At 33.5% G+C, this 18,222-nt stretch carries 15 protein-coding genes, 1 tRNA gene and 1 pseudogene; 12 read left to right on the plus strand and 5 right to left on the minus strand.

Annotated elements, in window-relative coordinates:
• The first annotated feature begins 44 nt into the window (after positions 1–44).
• Positions 45–539 (plus strand): metallophosphoesterase family protein, encoded by a 495-nt coding sequence (locus ACYX4H_RS01450; protein ID WP_476237443.1) that lies wholly within the window; start codon positions 45–47, stop codon positions 537–539.
• Positions 540–798: 259 nt separating this feature from the next.
• Here ACYX4H_RS01450 and ACYX4H_RS01455 read toward each other — a convergent pair whose 3' ends face one another.
• Positions 799–1,209, minus strand: a complete 411-nt coding sequence (locus ACYX4H_RS01455) for a DUF4293 domain-containing protein (protein WP_476237444.1) — start codon at positions 1,207–1,209, stop codon at positions 799–801.
• 207 nt (positions 1,210–1,416) lie between these two features.
• Here ACYX4H_RS01455 and rho point away from each other — a divergent pair, with 207 nt between their 5' ends.
• Positions 1,417–3,027, plus strand: a complete 1,611-nt coding sequence (gene rho, locus ACYX4H_RS01460; protein ID WP_476237445.1) for a transcription termination factor Rho — start codon at positions 1,417–1,419, stop codon at positions 3,025–3,027.
• A 204-nt stretch (positions 3,028–3,231) separates the two neighbouring features.
• Positions 3,232–4,461, plus strand: a complete 1,230-nt coding sequence (locus ACYX4H_RS01465) for a DUF481 domain-containing protein (protein WP_476237446.1) — start codon at positions 3,232–3,234, stop codon at positions 4,459–4,461.
• Positions 4,462–4,613: 152 nt separating this feature from the next.
• Here the strand turns inward: ACYX4H_RS01465 and rpsT are convergent, their stop codons facing one another.
• The 3 genes from rpsT to proS form a co-directional block, all read right to left on the minus strand.
• Complete coding sequence (gene rpsT / locus ACYX4H_RS01470; protein ID WP_475295409.1) at positions 4,614–4,865, minus strand: 30S ribosomal protein S20; 252 nt, start codon at positions 4,863–4,865, stop codon at positions 4,614–4,616.
• Between the two features lie 26 nt (positions 4,866–4,891).
• A tRNA-Glu gene (locus ACYX4H_RS01475) sits at positions 4,892–4,963 on the minus strand.
• 116 nt (positions 4,964–5,079) lie between these two features.
• Positions 5,080–6,558 (minus strand): proline--tRNA ligase, encoded by a 1,479-nt coding sequence (gene proS / locus ACYX4H_RS01480; protein ID WP_476237447.1) that lies wholly within the window; start codon positions 6,556–6,558, stop codon positions 5,080–5,082.
• Positions 6,559–6,631: 73 nt separating this feature from the next.
• Here proS and ACYX4H_RS01485 point away from each other — a divergent pair, with 73 nt between their 5' ends.
• From ACYX4H_RS01485 to arsB, 8 genes and pseudogenes are all read left to right on the plus strand, one after another.
• Positions 6,632–7,885 carry a hypothetical protein gene (locus ACYX4H_RS01485; RefSeq protein WP_476237448.1) on the plus strand — a complete coding sequence of 418 codons (1,254 nt, stop codon included), beginning with the start codon at positions 6,632–6,634 and terminating at the stop codon, positions 7,883–7,885.
• A gap of 32 nt (positions 7,886–7,917) precedes the next feature.
• Positions 7,918–9,447, plus strand: coding sequence for an OmpP1/FadL family transporter (locus ACYX4H_RS01490; RefSeq protein WP_476237449.1), 1,530 nt, complete (start codon positions 7,918–7,920; stop codon positions 9,445–9,447).
• A 222-nt stretch (positions 9,448–9,669) separates the two neighbouring features.
• Positions 9,670–10,347 carry a GTP cyclohydrolase I FolE gene (folE, locus tag ACYX4H_RS01495; protein WP_475295413.1) on the plus strand — a complete coding sequence of 226 codons (678 nt, stop codon included), beginning with the start codon at positions 9,670–9,672 and terminating at the stop codon, positions 10,345–10,347.
• Between the two features lie 43 nt (positions 10,348–10,390).
• A complete protein-coding gene (gene cysS, locus ACYX4H_RS01500) occupies positions 10,391–11,872 on the plus strand; it encodes a cysteine--tRNA ligase (protein WP_476237450.1) in 1,482 nt (493 codons plus the stop codon).
• 125 nt (positions 11,873–11,997) lie between these two features.
• A complete protein-coding gene (gene yidD / locus ACYX4H_RS01505; protein ID WP_475295415.1) occupies positions 11,998–12,222 on the plus strand; it encodes a membrane protein insertion efficiency factor YidD in 225 nt (74 codons plus the stop codon).
• 86 nt (positions 12,223–12,308) lie between these two features.
• A complete protein-coding gene (locus ACYX4H_RS01510) occupies positions 12,309–13,844 on the plus strand; it encodes a sulfatase family protein (protein WP_476237451.1) in 1,536 nt (511 codons plus the stop codon).
• A gap of 110 nt (positions 13,845–13,954) precedes the next feature.
• Positions 13,955–14,287: pseudogene (locus ACYX4H_RS01515) on the plus strand (ArsR/SmtB family transcription factor).
• Between the two features lie 49 nt (positions 14,288–14,336).
• Complete coding sequence (arsB, locus tag ACYX4H_RS01520) at positions 14,337–15,377, plus strand: ACR3 family arsenite efflux transporter (RefSeq protein WP_476237452.1); 1,041 nt, start codon at positions 14,337–14,339, stop codon at positions 15,375–15,377.
• Between the two features lie 73 nt (positions 15,378–15,450).
• On the opposite strand, the gene ACYX4H_RS01525 is transcribed toward arsB, so the two are convergent.
• Entirely contained in the window at positions 15,451–16,911 is a 1,461-nt protein-coding gene (locus ACYX4H_RS01525) for an aminoacyl-histidine dipeptidase (protein WP_476237453.1), read from the minus strand.
• A 201-nt stretch (positions 16,912–17,112) separates the two neighbouring features.
• Here ACYX4H_RS01525 and ACYX4H_RS01530 point away from each other — a divergent pair, with 201 nt between their 5' ends.
• Positions 17,113–18,171 carry a DUF3810 domain-containing protein gene (locus tag ACYX4H_RS01530; protein ID WP_476237454.1) on the plus strand — a complete coding sequence of 353 codons (1,059 nt, stop codon included), beginning with the start codon at positions 17,113–17,115 and terminating at the stop codon, positions 18,169–18,171.
• Positions 18,172–18,222: the final 51 nt, after the last annotated feature.

Here is an 18,222-nt window from a genome sequence, read left to right on the forward strand (position 1 = left end):
AAATCTTAATTAAATATTAAAACACACCAAGTGTTTATTGATATATGACCAAAATTCTATTACTTTCTGATACGCATAGTTATATTGATGATGATGTACTTAAATATGTTAAACAAGCTGATGAGGTTTGGCATGCTGGTGATATTGGCAATTTAAAAGTTACCGATGCTATTAAAGCCTTAAAACCTTTAAGAGGTGTTTATGGCAATATTGATGATGCTGGCGTTAGGGTTGAATTTCCGGAGCATAACCGATTTATGTGCGAGAATGTTGATGTTTGGATTACGCATATTGGTGGCTACCCTGGCGCTTACAATATGCGGGTTAGAGAACTCATTAAACAGCAACCACCAAGGTTGTTTATTTGTGGGCACTCGCATATTTTAAAGGTAATGCCAGATAAGAAACTTAATTTAATTCATATGAATCCGGGGGCGGTTGGTAAACATGGTTTTCATAAAACACGTACTATGTTACGTTTTACTATTGATGGTAAAAAAATTGATAATTTGGAGGTTATTGAGTTTAACAAGCGCTAGTTTTTTTATTTTTAATTGAAACTAACTTAATAAATAAGGCTTTTTTTTGTTTTTGAAATTATGTTGGCTGGTGGTTGCGTTAGGGATTGCAGCGGTAGCTTTTGGCGAAGTGCGCTTTGAGCCAAAACTTTAAGCGTAAAGCCCGACCCGATAGGGAAACGCCATATTGACACGTTTATTTTTCTAGATTTTAAATTATAAAAAAGCCCAAAGTCTTCACTTTGGGCTTACGCACTAATACTACTAAGATATTAGGTTTTTATCGTAATCTATCTACTGATTTTACAAGGTCTTCGTCCTTTTTAATGGCTTTATTAGCTAAAGCTAAAAATACGATAGAAATAATAGGAAGAAGCACCCCAATACCTTTCTCAGAAACCGCCGTTTCTCCAGATAAATTTAGTGATTGATATACAAAAAATCCTAGTAAAATAAAGTTTAATATCATGTTTAGGCGGCCCAACATAAATTGAGACTTCCTGTTTTTGTATCTAAAAATTGTTACCAATGAAAAAAATGCCGATGTTATAAAAGCTGCAAACACATAGTTAATATCTTGGGCATAAACTACGCTGCCGTTAGTGGTTTTCCATAGGTTGAATACAAATATTAACCCGCCAGAAACTGCGGCTGCAAGTAAAAGATATATGGTTTGTATACGTTGTAACATACTTATTTCTTGTAATTGGACAGCAAAAATAACAGTTTCTTTAAAATTTTAGTGCAAAAAATTAAAATAAAGTTGTATAATTGCAGTAATAATTCACAACAACCGCTGTTACAAGCGGTTAATTCTCCAGATTAAATCATTTTTTCTCAGAATTACTCAAAAAAAATTATACTCAAAAAAAAAATTTATATTCAATTATAAACATCAATGTTTGAAATTTCACAATTAAAAGCAAAAAAGCTCTCTGAACTACAGGAGATTGCGAAAGAATTAAGTATACCTAAATACCGTTCTTTAAAAAAATTAGATTTAGTTTACCAAATTCTAGATCATCAAGCAGCCAACCCTAAGGCTACAACTGAGGCTAAACCTGAAACTAAAGCCGAAGACAACATACCAAAACCAAAAAGACAGAGACAGCGCGTACAAAAAAAGCCTGCAAACGCAAGCAATACTGCTAAAACTGAAACTACTGCACCTAAAGCTACCGAAGAAAAAGAAAAACCACAAGCACAAGCTAAAAAAGAGGAACAAACTCAAAGTAAACCTCAAAATAATAGCAATAACAACAATAATAACGGTAGTAATAACAATAACCAACAAAAGCATCGCCAACACAAAAACCAACATAAAAATCAAAAAAACAATGTTGATAACGGCAATAAAGACAATAGAAACCGTTATAGAGAACCTGATTTTGAATTTGATGCTATTATTGAAAGTGAAGGTGTTTTAGATATTATGCAGGATGGTTATGGTTTTTTACGTTCATCAGACTATAACTACCTATCATCACCAGATGATATTTATGTATCTCAATCTCAAATTCGATTATTTGGTCTTAAAAAAGGCGATACTGTTTTAGGAAATGTACGCCCTCCAAAAGAAGGCGAAAAATATTTTCCATTAATTAAAGTAAACAGAATTAATGGGCAAAAGCCCGAGGTTGTTAGAGACCGCGTGTCCTTTGAGCATTTAACACCGCTTTTTCCTAGAGAAAAATTTAATATAGCTGAAAAACAGAGCACCATTTCTACAAGAATAATGGATTTATTTGCACCTATTGGTAAAGGGCAACGTGGTATGATAGTATCACAACCTAAAACAGGTAAAACCATGTTACTTAAAGATGTGGCTAATGCCATTGCAGCCAACCACCCTGAGGTATATCAAATGATTTTATTAATTGATGAACGCCCAGAGGAAGTTACAGATATGCAGCGTAATGTACGTGGCGAGGTTATTGCATCTACCTTTGATAAAGAAGCACATGAACACGTAAAAATTGCCGACATTGTTTTAGAAAAAGCAAAACGCTTGGTTGAATGTGGCCATGATGTTGTAATACTTTTAGATTCTATTACGCGTTTAGCAAGAGCATATAATACCGTACAACCAGCATCTGGTAAAATTTTAAGTGGTGGTGTAGATGCCAATGCTTTACACAGGCCAAAACGCTTTTTTGGTGCTGCCAGAAATATTGAAAACGGCGGTTCTTTAACAATTATTGCTACTGCACTTACCGAAACAGGCTCAAAAATGGATGAAGTAATTTTTGAAGAATTTAAAGGTACTGGTAATATGGAACTACAGTTAGATAGAAAAATATCTAACAGACGTATTTTCCCTGCTATTGATCTTACATCGTCAAGCACAAGAAGAGATGATTTATTACTAGATGAAAACACCATTCAACGCATGTGGGTATTACGTAAATATCTAGCAGACATGAACCCAGTTGAAGCCATGGAATTTACAAACGATCGTTTCAAACAAACTAAAAACAACGAAGAGTTTTTAATATCTATGAATGGATAGAACTGAACACAATTAATATAAAAAGCCTTAACAAAAATTTGTTAAGGCTTTTTTATTTTTCAATTATGCAAAACTTATACAAAGCTTATGCAAACAATACAAATATTGTACAAAGTCAATAAACTACCATAATCATAGTTAGCAATTCATTCTTATTGTTTCAATAAAACTTATATTTGAAACTTTCATATTACCAAAAACTAAATGCTATTATCATTAAAAAAATTTTCAGCTTTTCTATTTGTTCTTCCAACATTTTTAGTTGCACAAGAAAAAGAAAAAGAGGGTATAAAATTATTTGTAGAATGTAATTGCGATAAAAATTATATTAGGCAAGAAGTTAAACACATAAACCATGTAAGAGATCAAAGTTTAGCAAATGTGGCTCTTTTTATTTACGATTTACCTAACGGAAGCGGAGGCAAAACTTATAAGCTAGAATTTACAGGAAAATCTTCTTTTGAAGGAATTAATAAAACTTTGACATTTGACTCAAACGCAAACATGACTACCGATGATGTTAGAAAACGGTTAACATGGCGCATTGGACGTGGGTTACTTAGATATGTAATTGAATCTGATTTAGAAAATAGGGTTGTTTACAAAATAAAAGGACAACCAAAAAACAAAGAAATTATAGTAAGAGACCCTTGGAGAAATTGGATTTTTGAAGTTTACGGCCAAGGTAAATTTAGTAAAGAGTCTAGTAGAAAAAAGTTTGATTATAAAGTTGGACTTGAAAGTGATAAAGTAACTGAAAAATGGCGTGTTAGAGCTGATGCCCAACTAAGTCATGCAAATAGTAAATTTATTAGAAACGATGAAGAATTTACTAGTTCAAGAGACAGATATTGGGGTGCAGCCAGTATTGTACGAAGTATATCAGACCATTGGTCTACAGGTATATTTGGTAATTTAAGCCATGACACTTACACAAACATAGATTTGGCCTTGGGGTTTACTCCTGCAATTGAATATAACATTTTTCCTTACAGCGAAGTTTTAAAAAGAGAAATAGTATTTGCTTATAAAATTGGGTACAAATACAACAATTATATTGAAAAAACGATATTCAATAAAAATGAAGAGTCTATATGGAATCACTCTTTCGATATTCAAGTACGTTACAGGCAACCATGGGGAAATATATACTCTAGAATTGTTGCGTCAAGTTTTTTACAAGATTTATCAAAAAACAGAATACAAAACAATAATACCGTTTCTGTAAGAGTTATAAAAGGATTCTCGGTTAGATTTACCAGCAACTTACAGTATATTCAAGACCAAATAAACCTGCCTGCGGGAGACGCTTCACTAGAAGATGTGTTATTACAACAAAAACAAATAGCTACAAATTTTAATTTAGGTTTTTCTGTTGGCGTATCATACACTTTTGGTTCTGCTTTTAACAATATTATTAATACAAGGTTATAAAGTATTACAGAAGAAAGCATAAAAAATTAATTAGTTTCTACTAATTAAAAAAGAATAATTATTGTGAACGCATTTATTATTTGTGAAATAATTTCGGCCACAAAAAAAGCCTTTCTTTTCAGAAAGGCTTTTATTATAAAATTGTTATAATACTATAATGCAGCAACATGCTTAGCTAAACCAGATTTAAGGTTAGCAGCTTTATTATTGTGTATAATATTTTTCTTAGCTAATTTATCTAACATAGAAACAACTTGAGGAAATAAAGCCTCAGCTTCTTTCTTATCAGTAAGCTCACGTAATTTTTTAATAGCATTACGTGTAGTTTTGTGTTGATATCTATTTAACACGCGTTTAGCTTCGTTACTTCTTATTCTTTTTAATGCTGACTTGTGATTTGCCATTTTGTTTTTTCTTTAGTAAAAAATTGTAGCCCGTAGGGGAATCGAACCCCTCTTACCAGGATGAAAACCTGGCGTCCTAGCCGATAGACGAACGGGCCATTTAGGTTATTTCAGTGTTTTTATGAACTGAGCAATTCGTGATTGCGGATGCAAAGATACTACTAATTTTGAATGCTGCAACACTTATTTAATTTTTTTTCAAAAAAAATTTAAATTAATATGCTTTTGCAAATAAAACCCTACCTTTTGAAGGCGCTCCCGAATATACACAACTACCTGATTCTTCAGTGTTTTCTAAAGGAACACATCTAATTGTTGCTTTTGTTAATTCTTTTATTTTGTCTTCAGTTTCAGGTGTCCCATCCCAATGTGCAGAAATAAATCCGCCTTTGTTTTCTAAAACATCCTTAAATTCATCAAAAGTTTCGACCTTGGTTATATGCTCGTTTCGGTATGCTAAGGCTTTATTAAACAAACTTTGTTGTATCTCTTCTAATAAATCTTCAATTACAACATTTATTCTGTCTAAAATAACGGTTTGTTTGGTTAAAGTATCTCTACGCGCTACTTCAACTGTACCTTCTTCTAAATCTTTTGGACCAATAGCTATTCTTAAAGGTACACCTTGTAACTCATGCTGCGCAAATTTAGCGCCTGGTCTTAAAGTATCACGTTTATCAAACTTAACAGATATATTGCGTTCTCTTAAATCACTAATTATATCTTCTGCTACTTTACTAATGGCTTCAAATTGCTCTTCATTTTTATATATAGGAACAATTACAACTTGATAAGGTGCTAAATTTGGTGGTAAAACCAAACCATTATCATCACTATGTGTCATAATTAGTGCGCCCATTAAGCGTGTTGAAACACCCCAAGAAGTTGCCCATACGTAATCTTGCTTACCTTCTTTGTTTGCATATTTAACATCAAAAGCTTTGGCAAAATTTTGACCTAAAAAGTGCGATGTTCCTGCTTGAAGTGCTTTACCATCTTGCATTAATGCTTCAATACAATATGTTTCATCAGCACCAGCAAAACGTTCGCTTTCAGTTTTCACACCCTGAATAACTGGTATAGCCATGAAATTTTCAACAAAATTGGCGTAAACGTTATTCATTTGCTTAGTTTCATCTAAGGCTTCCTGTTTTGTTGCATGTGCTGTGTGGCCTTCTTGCCATAAAAACTCTGCTGTACGCAAAAATAAGCGTGTACGCATTTCCCAACGTACTACGTTTGCCCATTGGTTTACTAAAATTGGTAAATCTCGGTAAGATTGAATCCAATTTCTGTATGTATTCCAAATTATGGCTTCACTGGTTGGCCTTACAACTAATTCTTCTTCTAACTTTGCTTCAGGATCTACTCGTAACTTACCTGGTTTATCTGGGTCATTTTGTAATCTATAATGTGTAACTACAGCACATTCTTTTGCAAACCCTTCGGCATTTTTTTCTTCAGCTTCAAATAAACTTTTAGGAACAAAAAGTGGAAAATATGCGTTTTGATGCCCTGTTTCTTTAAACATTCTATCTAATTCTGCCTGCATTTTTTCCCAAATAGCGTAACCGTATGGTTTTATAACCATACAACCTCTAACTGCCGAATTCTCAGCTAAATCTGCTTTTACAACCAATTCGTTATACCATTTGGAATAATCTTCTGCTCTACTGGTAAGTTTTTTACTCATATAAATGTTTTGGCACAAATATTGTGATTATGTTAAATAAAAAAATAGTTCAGCAAAACTAACTATTTTTGTTATGTTCAACAATAAAAATTCTAGAGATATGCACTTTTATAACTACACAAAACAAAATGTATCATTCTTAGCCTTAATTGGTTTAATGTTTGGTATTGTATCATGTGGGTCTTATCAATACGTTGGTGCTGACGATGATGGTATTTACGGCACATCTACTGTACAAGTAGCCAATACCCCTACACAAGCAGTTAACGAAGTGCCCGATGATAACAGAAGTAATTATTATAAAAACTACTTTAGAAACAAATCTTTAGAATACGAAAACACATTACAAAACGACGCTATTTTTACTGATATTGATGGTTATTATACTGATGATTACGCGGTAAACGACACTATTTACAATGATTACCAAGGACATGCAGGTTGGGGGCAAAACCCTAACAATGTAACCATAAACTATATTGACAACGGTTGGAATAACTGGGGTTGGAATGCTGGTTTTGGTTGGGGTTGGAACAGACCTTACTCTAGATGGGGATGGAACAATTGGGGTTGGAACACCTATTGGGGATGGAACGATTGGAATTGGGGTTGGAATAACTGGGGCTACTATGATCCTTTCTGGGGAGGTGGCTTTTATGGTGGTTTTTACGGTGGTTGGGCATACAACTCATGGAGAAACTACCCGAACAGATATTATGGCGGTTATTATGGTAATAATAGATATTACAGCAACCGTGGTTACGCATACAATTCTAGCCGCAGAGGCAGCTACTACAATAAAAGCTCAAGAAGTGGTTTAAGTAGTAGAAACTACACTTCTAGACGTGCAACAAGTACAACATCAAAATATAATACAGCTCGCCGTAGCAGTGTTTCTAGCACCTCTAGCAGAGCTTCAACGTATAACAGACGAGGTACAACATCTAGAATTAGTAGCAGTAATAATAGAAGTGCTACAAACAATTACAATTCTGCTAGAAGATACAGTGGAACTAATAGATATTCTAGCACACAAAGTAGAGGTACTACGGTAAATAGAACACCATCATCAAACTCTACTACTAGGTCATCATCACCATATAATAGAAGAAGTTCTAGTTACCAACAACCTACTAGAAACTACAACAATAATTCATCTAGAAGTTCATATCCTACAAGAAATTATGGTAATTCATCTTCAAGCGGAAGAAGTTCTTCTTACGGTTCGTCTAGCCGAAGTTCAAGCTCAAGATCAACAACGTCTAGATCATCATCTAGTAGCAGAAGTGGTGGTAGAAGCTCATCTAGTGGAGGAAGAAGACGATAAAATTTCAGTTTAAAAAAAAATAAATATCACATATGAAAAAGTTACAATTACTTTGCATAGGCTTGCTATCTATGTCTGCAGTTTACGGTCAAGATTTAACCGATGCGCTTCGATATTCTCAAGACGAAATTCAAGGAACAGCGCGTTTTAGAGCCTTAAGTGGCGCTTTTGGCGCCTTAGGTGGAGACATGAGTGCGGTAAGTATAAACCCAGCAAGTTCTGCTGTTTTTAGCCGAAGTCATGCTTCCATTACAGGAGCAAGCCTTAACACTAAAAATAAAACAGATTATTTTGGTGGCACTGGTAGAACTGATGATACAAACTTTGATATTAACCAAGCAGGTGCTGCATTTGTGTTTGCCAGCAACAATAACTCGCCATGGCGTAAATTTTCATTAGCCGTGGCTTATGAACGTACAGCAAATCATGAAAATAATTGGTATGCGCAAGGTTTAAATACTGTTGTTGACCCTGATTTTAGTAATTCTATTGCTAGTTATTTTTATGATTTTGCCCAAGGTTTAAGATTAGATGAAATTTCAGCTTTTGAAGGCGAATCTTTAGCAGATGCCTATTTAGATATTGGTAGTTCATTTGGTTTCCCCCATCAACAAGCTTTTTTGGGTTATGAAAGTTTTATATTAGAACCTGAAGAAAACGGCGATGCAAATACTAATTACACCTCAAATATAGCTGCCGGTGATTTTCAACATGACTACACGTATGCTGCCACTGGTTACAACGGCAAAGTCTCTTTTAACGTAGCTACACAGTATGAAGACAACTTGTATTTAGGTTTAAATTTAAATTCTCACTTTATAGATTATCAACGTTCTACATTACTTTTTGAAGAAAATAATAATGTAGGTTCAACAGTTAATTTTGTTGAATTTGAAAATAATTTAACCACAAGAGGTAATGGTTTTTCATTTCAACTTGGTGGTATCATGAAAGTTACTAATGAATTTAGAGTTGGTTTAACTTATGATTCTCCTACTTGGTATACTATTGAAGAAGAAACTTCACAATATTTAGGTACCGATGGTGCTAATGATTTTGTTGGTATAAATCCGCAAATAATAAATATTTACCCCCAATATAAACTAAAAACACCTTCAAAAGTTACAGGAAGTTTAGCCTATGTATTTGGTAACAAAGGTTTAATTAGTTTTGATTACTCTAGAAAAGATTTTAGCAACACCGAATTTAGACCTGAAAATGATGATTTCTACCAGGTTTTAAATGAAAATATAAGTAATACATTTACTGATGCTTCTACTTACAGATTTGGTGGCGAATACAAACACAAACAATTTAGCTTTAGAGGTGGTTACCGTTTTGAAGAAAGCCCATATAAAGATGGTTTTACAGTAGGCGATTTAAATGGTTACTCACTTGGTTTAGGTTATAATTTTGGCAATACAAAACTAGATGTAACCTATGATTATTTTGAAAGATCTTACATGAACACACTGTATAATTTAGATTTTGGTAACGCCCCAATAGCAACACGAGACAGAAAAGATTCTAACGTAACAATATCATTAAGTTTTAACATATAACCACTTAATAACTTTTTTTGAGTGTTAAAAGCTTGAGGAGAATAGCCCCCTCAGGCTTTTCTTTTTTGTAATGATTCCCTAATTAAACAGACCAAAACAAGCATTAGCAATAAATTACAATTAATTGTTAATAATATTAGTTAAATAACCGAAAAACGTATCTTTGCACTCCAAAGTTTATTTTTTACGTTTTTCAACCGTAAAAACAAAAGTTTTAGACACATGAAATTGGAAAGTAATTTAGATGATTTTGATGCTTTAGGAGATGAGCACATTGGCACATCGCAAGACACACCTATGCGTAGTGATGCCTTCAAATTAACTAATGAAGAAAAAATAGACATCATAAAAGATGATGTTCGCCATATAATGGAAACCTTAGGTTTAGACCTTACAGATGATAGCCTTAGAGGCACACCAAACCGTGTGGCTAAAATGTTTGTAAACGAAATTTTTGGAGGGCTAAACCCTAGTAAAAAACCAAGCGCATCAACTTTTGATAATAAATACAAATACGGTGAAATGCTAGTTGAAAAAAACATTACCGTTTACTCAACCTGCGAGCACCATTTATTACCAATAGTTGGTAGAGCACACGTAGCATACATTTCTAACGGTACGGTTGTAGGTTTATCAAAAATGAATCGTATTGTAGACTACTACGCAAAACGCCCTCAAGTACAAGAGCGTTTAACCATTCAAATAGTAAAAGAATTACAACAAGTATTAAACACCAAAGATGTAGCTTGTGTTATTGATGCTAAACACCTATGTGTAAACTCTAGAGGTATTAGAGATATTGAAAGTAGCACTGTAACATCAGAGTTTGGTGGTAAATTTAAAGACATGGCTACCAGAAAAGAATTTTTAGATTATATAAAATTAGATACTAAGTTTTAAGGGGTAATTTCTAGCAATCAACAACCAAAGCACATCAGCAACCATGCAACTTTACAAAAATCAGGAGATAAAAATTTATAATTCAATTACTGGACAAAAAGAAGTTTTTAAACCTATAAATGAAGGACACGTAGGCATGTACGTTTGTGGCCCTACAGTGTATAGCAATGTACACTTGGGTAATGTTAGAACTTTTATGTCTTTTGATGTGATTTTTAGATATCTAAAGCATTTAGGTTACAAAGTACGCTATGTAAGAAACATAACTGATGCAGGACATTTAGAAAATGATGCCGATGTTGGTGAAGATAAAATAACAAAAAAAGCACGTTTAGAACAAATTGAACCTATGGAAGTAGTGCAACGCTACACCGTAGATTTTCATAACGTTTTAAGCACACTAAATTTTTTACCACCAAGCATTGAACCTACTGCAACAGGCCATATTATTGAGCAGATTGAGTTAATTTCTAAAATAATAGACAACGGTTTTGCTTATGTAATAAATGGCTCAGTCTATTTTGATGTGCATAAATTTGATGAATCTAACGAATACGGAAAACTAAGTAAACGTAAGTTAGAAGACTTAATTCACAACACCCGCGAACTTGACGGACAATCAGATAAAAAGAACCCACAAGATTTTGCGCTTTGGAAAAAAGCCGAACCACAACATATAATGCGTTGGCCTTCTCCATGGGGTGATGGTTTCCCGGGTTGGCACTTAGAGTGTACTGCAATGAGTACAAAATATTTAGGTGAAACATTTGACATTCATGGTGGTGGTATGGATTTAAAATTTCCGCACCACGAGTGTGAAATAGCTCAAAATGAAGCAGCTTTGGGTAAATCGCCTGTAAATTATTGGATGCACGCTAATATGCTTGAATTAAACGGGCAACGCATGTCTAAAACCACAGGTAACACCATAAATCCGCATGAATTGCTTTCGGGTAATAATGATAAAATGAGTAAAGCCTACTCACCTAGCGTTATTCGGTTTTTTATGGCGCAATCGTCATACCGAAGTGTGTTAGATTTAACCGATGCAGGTTTACTAGCCAGCGAAAAAGGTTATAACAGACTTATGGAAGCTATGGCATTAATACCATCGCTAAAAGCTTCTGCTTCATCATCATTAAATATAAATGAATGGCTTCAAAAATGTTATGATGCCATGAATGACGATTTCAACACACCAATTTTAATAGCCAATTTATTTGAAGCTGTTAAATATATAAACCAAGTTAAAGATGGTAGTGCCACCCTAACAGCTGATGATATTGCACTATTATCAAACAGTTTGAACACTTTTGCTTTTGATGTTTTAGGGCTTTTAAAAGATGCCCAAACAGCCGCAGGTGGCGATAAATTAGCTGGCGCTGTAGATGTTTTAATAAAACTAAGGCAAGAAGCTAGAGCAAATAAAGATTTTGCCCTTTCTGATAAAATTAGAGATGAATTAGCAAACGTTGGTATTGTACTTAAAGATGGTAAAGACGGCACAACATTTTCAGTTAACTAATTTTTAATATTTTGTTATTCTGAAAGGTATAAAACAATAAATTTTCTAAAATTCAGAAAAATATTAGCCTTCTTACATGCGCTTTTAATGATGTTAAATAAGTATTTACATATCAGAAATATAAAATGATAAAAAAAATACTCATAGCACCATTTCTGTTTTTAATAAAAATATATCAAACATTTATTTCTCCTTTAACACCTGCAACGTGCAGGTATCACCCAACCTGTTCACAATACAGTAAAGAAGCCTTAAAAAAACACGGGCTATTAAAAGGAGGTTGGCTTGCAATAAAACGTATTTTTAGTTGCCACCCATGGGGCGGATCAGGCCATGATCCTGTACCTTAATTTTTTAGTTTTAAATATAAATTTATATTCATATTCAAACTTCATAAATTCAAAATTCTTTAGATTTGTGTATCTAAACTATTCTTATGAAAAAACTATTCTTTTTTGCTATTTTGGCAATTACGTTTTCGTGTAAAAACAATACAAAAACACCCGAAAAAGAAGCTTTAAATCAAACTTCAAACAAAAACCCAAACATTATTATTTTTTATGTTGATGATTTAGGGTATGGCGATTTAAGTTGCTACGGTGCCACAGGTGTTAATACACCAAACATTGATAAATTAGCCACTAATGGTGTAAAATTTACTGATGCCCACAGTGCCACAGCTACTTGTACACCATCACGTTATGCAATGCTTACCGGTAATTATGCTTTTAGAAGAAAAGCGGCCGTTTTAAAAGGTGATGCACCGCTAATTATAAGTACTGAGCAGCCTACGTTACCTAAAATGCTAAAAAAAGCAGGCTACAAAACAGCCGTTATTGGTAAATGGCACCTTGGCTTAGGTAATGGCAATGTAAATTGGAATACTACCGTTAAACCTGGCCCCAATGACATTGGTTTTGATTACAGTTTTCTTTTACCTTCAACCGGTGATAGAGTGCCTTCGGTTTATATGGAAAATGGAAATATTGTGAATTTAAATGAAAACGATCCGTTAGAGGTAAGCTACACTGAAAAAATTGGTGACAGACCAACAGGCTATGAAAACCCTGATTTAAGACGACAAGTAGCCGACGACCAACATAACAAAACCATTATAAATGGTATAAGTAGAATTGGTTGGATGAAAGGCGGAAAATCTGCAGAATGGATTGATGAAGATTTCCCATACAAATTAACCGATAAAGCCAATAACTTTATAAAAAACAACAAGCAACAACCCTTCTTTTTATACTATGCATTTCATGATATTCATGTGCCACGTTTACCTCATAAAAACTTCCAAGGAAAAACAAATATGGGCCCAAGAGGTGATGCTATTGTACAGGTAGATTATGTTGTTGGTGAAATTGTAAAATCTTTAGAAGCAGAAGGTATTGCTAATAATACCATGATTATTTTCACTAGTGATAATGGCCCTGTATTAAATGATGGCTATGAAGATGATGCTGTTGAAAAATTAGGAAACCATAAACCCGCAGGTATTTATAGAGGAGGTAAATACAGTGTTTATGAAGCCGGCACAAGGGTACCCACAATTGTACATTGGCCAGAAAAAGTAACACCAAAAGTTTCGAACGCTTTAATGAATCAAGTAGATTTTTACAGCTCTTTTGCAGCCTTAACAAACCAAACACCTGAAGCTTCAATTTTAGATTCTAAAAATTATTTAGATGCACTACTAGGTAAAACAGACTCTGGAAGACAAGAGGTCATTTTAGAAGGCTATACATTAGCTCTTAGGCAAGGAAACTGGAAATACATTAAACCATCAAAAAACAAAGGCACATGGATTACCGAAGAGAAAAAGATTGAAAGTGGTTTAACAACACAAGAACAACTTTTTGATTTAAGTAAAGACCCAAGTGAACAAAATAACCTTGCTGAACAGCATCCTGAAAAAGTTGAAGAATTAAAAAACAAACTTCAAAACATAGAAAATTTATCTAAATAAAGTAATCAAAAGCAACACATTAAAAACGCCTATAAAAAAATAGGCGTTTTTTTTATAAAAATTTTGAAGCAAGCTTTATTAATCGTAATATTGCAATATAAAAATAAATAATGGGTTTAACTAAGTCTGAAATATTTACCAACTCTCAAAATGACATTGCACTTTTAGCCAAGGCCTTTGCGCATCCGGCACGTGTGGCTATTTTAGAGCATCTATTCAAAATAAATAGTTGTTATTGCGGAGATTTAGTAAACTAAATTGGTTTAGCACAACCCACTATTTCACAACATTTAAAAGAGCTAAAAAATCTTGGTTTAATAAAAGGCAGCATTGTAGGTACAAGCGTTTGTTATTGTATTAATGAAGATACTTGGAAGACTATGAAAACTGTTTTAGGTACATTTTTAAATCAAGATATAAATAATAGCAACCAATGTTGCTAAAAAAAATTTGAAACCATTAATCGCATTATTACGATAAAACAATAGAAGCATGAAAAAATTAAGTTTTTTAGATAGAAATTTAACCCTTTGGATATTTTTAGCCATGGCCATAGGTGTGGCGCTTGGGTATTTTATACCATCACTACCAAACGTTATAAACTCCATGAGTTCTGGCTCAACAAATATTCCTATAGCAATTGGTTTAATTGTTATGATGTATCCGCCGCTAGCAAAAGTTAATTACAGCCTTTTACCTAAAGTGTTTAAAAATGTAAAAATACTATTAACCTCATTAATATTAAACTGGATTATTGGTCCCATATTAATGTTTGTATTAGCCATTACCTTTTTACAAGATCATCCAGAATATATGGTTGGCCTTATTTTAATTGGTTTAGCCAGATGTATTGCCATGGTTTTAGTATGGAATGATTTAGCTGAAGGCAGCAGCGAATATGGTGCTGGTTTAGTTGCTTTAAACAGTATTTTTCAGGTGTTTGGTTATAGTTTTTATGCGTGGTTATTCATAACAAAACTGCCGCCTATTTTTGGTTTTGAAGGTGCCATAGTTGATATTTCAATAGCTACCATTGCAGAAAGCGTATTGATATATTTAGGCTTACCTTTTTTAATGGGCATTTTAAGTCGTGTGTTTTTAGTTAAACTGAAAGGTGAAACTTGGTATAACAACACATTTATACCTACCATTTCACCGCTAACGCTTATAGCATTACTATTTACCATAGTAGTAATGTTTTCGTTAAAAGGCGAACTTATTGTTGAAATACCAATGGATGTTTTAATTATAGCAGTTCCGCTACTAATATACTTTATAATAATGTTTATTGTGGGCTTCTTTTTTACCAAAGGTGTGGGCGCAAATTATACAAAAACTGCGGCTGTTGCTTTTACCGCTGCTGGTAATAATTTTGAATTGGCCATTGCTGTTGCAATTGCTGTATTTGGTTTAAATTCCGGACAAGCATTTACTGGTGTTATTGGCCCTTTAGTTGAAGTACCCGCTTTAATTTTACTTGTAAAAGTGTCTTTTTGGTTAAAACGAAAATATTTTAAATCATCAGAAGTTTAATAAAAAAACTGCCACTATAATTGTTATTGTGAATTTAGCGTGGCAGTTTTTATAATTTATTAAGCTAGCTATTTTAAGCTTCTGGAATGTTTTTCAAAATTTCTAAAACAAACTTCCAGTATTTTTTAACCGAAGATATTTGCGCACGTTCATCGGGTGAGTGTGCGCCTTTAATGTTTGGGCCAAAACTAATCATATCCATTTCAGGATAATTTTGCCCTAAAATACCACACTCTAAACCGGCATGACAAGCCGCTACGTGTGGTTTTTCGCCATTTAAATCTTCATACAACTTAGTCATTACTTTTAAAATTGCAGAATCCATATTAGGTGTCCAACCCGGATAATCACCTGATAATTCAACTTCACAACCTGTAAGTTCAAAAGTGGCACGTAGTGTATTTGCCAAATCTAATTTTGCGCTTTCAACTGAGCTACGTGTTAAACAGGCAATTTTTATATTACCATCTTTAATATGCACACGCGCTAAATTATTAGAGGTTTCAACCAAATCTGGAATATCGGTACTCATACGGTACACACCGTTTAAAGCAGCATATAAAGCTCTTGTTACGCCCTCTTGCACGCCTAAATCCATTATTAATTTGGGTGTTTCAGTTTTTGAAATAACAATATCTAAATCGGGATCTGTAGTTTTAAATTCTTTTTTTATGGTGTTTGAAAGCATTGCCATTTCAAGTAAAAAAGCATCTTCATGAATAGCATCAATAGCTACAATAGCTTTACTTTCTCGTGGTATAGCGTTACGTAAACCACCACCATTAATTTCAGAAATACGTAAACCAAAGTTTTCAAAACCATCAAAAAGTAAGCGATTCATAATTTTGTTGGCATTACCTAAACCTTCATGAATTTGCATACCAGAATGCCCACCTTGAAGCCCTTTTACTTCAATAGAAAATCCTATTTTAAATTCTGGTGTTTCTTCTTCTTTGTATGTTCTTGTGGCTGTTACATCTACACCACCTGCACAACCCACACCAATTTCATCATCTTCTTCGGTATCTAAATTCAAAAGAATTCCGCCTTTTAAAAGTCCGCCTTCAAGCCCCATGGCACCTGTCATTCCAGTTTCTTCATCTATGGTAAAAAGGGCCTCTATTGCTGGGTGTGCTATATCTGTACTTTCTAAAATTGCCATTATAGTGGCAACGCCTAAACCATTATCTGCGCCTAAGGTTGTGCCTTTTGCTTTTACCCAATCGCCTTCAATAAACATGTCTATACCTTGGGTATCAAAATCAAAAACAGTATTGTTGTTTTTTTGATGTACCATATCTAAATGAGACTGCATAACTACGGTTGTTCTTTGCTCCATTCCAGTTGTTGCTGGTTTTTTAATAATAACGTTACCAACTTTATCAACTTGGGTTTTTAAACCTAAATTTTCTCCAAATTGTTTCATAAAGGCAATAACGCGTTCTTCTTTTTTTGAAGGGCGAGGTACTGCGTTTAAATCGGCAAATTTATTCCAGAGTTGTTTGGGTTCTAATTGTCTTATTTCTGCGTTCATAATATTTAATTCAAGTTTCACAAAGATACTGTTTAGTAGTAAATGTAGCCTTTACAAGTAGGCACTTTTTTTTGCAGCTACTCCTGATTGTAGTGGCATCCTTTTTTTAAGGCACGTGAAAAAAGATATAACGGAAAGCAGGTAGAAACCTTTATTAATTTGCACTATGCTGCCGTACTAAATTTTATTATTTTTGAAACTATGCTGAAAAATAAAAAATTACTGCTTGCACTTAGTTTAATACCGCAATATTTACTGGTGTTATGGGCTTCTAAAAACCCTGTTTTTATTGAAAATTTTTACAGCAATGGCCTGTATATTTATATTGCTAAACTATTTAGGTTTGTGTTGGGTTGGTTACCGTTTTCGTTTGGCGATTTTGTTTACGGCTTGGGTATTTTATATGTTTTAAGGTGGGTTATAATTAACCGGAAACGCATTTTTAAGGATACCAAAAATTGGATTATTGATGTTGCTGCGGCTTGTGCCCTACTGTATTTTGCGTTTCACTTATTTTGGGGCTTAAATTATTACCGTTTACCACTGCATAAAAACTTAAATTTAAGTAGTGAATATTCTACTGAACAGTTAATAGCGGTTACACATAAACTGATTGCTAAGTCTAACGAATTGCATTTAGAAATTACCACAAATGACACTGTTAAAGTAAAGATGCCTTATAGTAAAAGTGATATTTTTAAAATGGTGCCTAATGGATATGATAATTTAAAAAACACATTTCCCCATTTGGAATACCACCCAAAGAGTATAAAAAAATCGCTTTTTAGTTACCCGTTAACTTATATGGGTTTTAGTGGTTATTTAAACCCTTTAACCAATGAAGCGCAGGTTGATGGGTTAATACCTAGTATAAAATTCCCTACAACTTCTGCCCATGAAATGGCGCATCAATTGGGCTATGCTGCCGAAAATGAAGCTAATTTTATTGGTTGTTTGACTTCTATTTATAATGATGACGTGTATTTTAAATACTGTGGTTACGCCTTTGGCTTACGCTATTGCTTAAACGAAATTTACAAACGCGATGAAATACTTTTTAAAGATATTACTAAAACTGTTAATAAAGGTATTTTAAAACATTACGAAGAGGTAAGACTTTTTTGGGAAGCGCATGAAAACCCTATAGAACCTTTTTTTAAAACCTTTTACAGTGGTTTCTTAAAGGCCAATAACCAAAGCAAAGGCATGCAAAGTTATAGCTATGTTGTGGCGCTTTTGGTTAATTATTTTAATGAATAATTATTACTACAAGTTAAAATGTGTTAAGAATTTTTTAATAAATTCTTAAAT

This window comes from Seonamhaeicola sp. ABD4_340 (assembly GCF_056312135.1).

What these genes read in the sequence shown, in the direction of transcription:
- ACYX4H_RS01455 (WP_476237444.1), bottom strand. Translation starts at nt 1,209, where the DNA reads ATGTTACAACGTATACAAACCATATATCTTTTACTTGCAGCCGCAGTT.
- ACYX4H_RS01465 (WP_476237446.1), top strand. Translation starts at nt 3,232, where the DNA reads ATGCTATTATCATTAAAAAAATTTTCAGCTTTTCTATTTGTTCTTCCA.
- ACYX4H_RS01530 (WP_476237454.1), top strand. Translation starts at nt 17,113, where the DNA reads ATGCTGAAAAATAAAAAATTACTGCTTGCACTTAGTTTAATACCGCAA.
- ACYX4H_RS01490 (WP_476237449.1), top strand. Translation starts at nt 7,918, where the DNA reads ATGAAAAAGTTACAATTACTTTGCATAGGCTTGCTATCTATGTCTGCA.
- ACYX4H_RS01510 (WP_476237451.1), top strand. Translation starts at nt 12,309, where the DNA reads ATGAAAAAACTATTCTTTTTTGCTATTTTGGCAATTACGTTTTCGTGT.
- rho (WP_476237445.1), top strand. Translation starts at nt 1,417, where the DNA reads ATGTTTGAAATTTCACAATTAAAAGCAAAAAAGCTCTCTGAACTACAG.
- rpsT (WP_475295409.1), bottom strand. Translation starts at nt 4,865, where the DNA reads ATGGCAAATCACAAGTCAGCATTAAAAAGAATAAGAAGTAACGAAGCT.
- ACYX4H_RS01450 (WP_476237443.1), top strand. Translation starts at nt 45, where the DNA reads ATGACCAAAATTCTATTACTTTCTGATACGCATAGTTATATTGATGAT.
- folE (WP_475295413.1), top strand. Translation starts at nt 9,670, where the DNA reads ATGAAATTGGAAAGTAATTTAGATGATTTTGATGCTTTAGGAGATGAG.
- ACYX4H_RS01485 (WP_476237448.1), top strand. Translation starts at nt 6,632, where the DNA reads ATGTTCAACAATAAAAATTCTAGAGATATGCACTTTTATAACTACACA.
- proS (WP_476237447.1), bottom strand. Translation starts at nt 6,558, where the DNA reads ATGAGTAAAAAACTTACCAGTAGAGCAGAAGATTATTCCAAATGGTAT.
- cysS (WP_476237450.1), top strand. Translation starts at nt 10,391, where the DNA reads ATGCAACTTTACAAAAATCAGGAGATAAAAATTTATAATTCAATTACT.
- yidD (WP_475295415.1), top strand. Translation starts at nt 11,998, where the DNA reads ATGATAAAAAAAATACTCATAGCACCATTTCTGTTTTTAATAAAAATA.
- arsB (WP_476237452.1), top strand. Translation starts at nt 14,337, where the DNA reads ATGAAAAAATTAAGTTTTTTAGATAGAAATTTAACCCTTTGGATATTT.
- ACYX4H_RS01525 (WP_476237453.1), bottom strand. Translation starts at nt 16,911, where the DNA reads ATGAACGCAGAAATAAGACAATTAGAACCCAAACAACTCTGGAATAAA.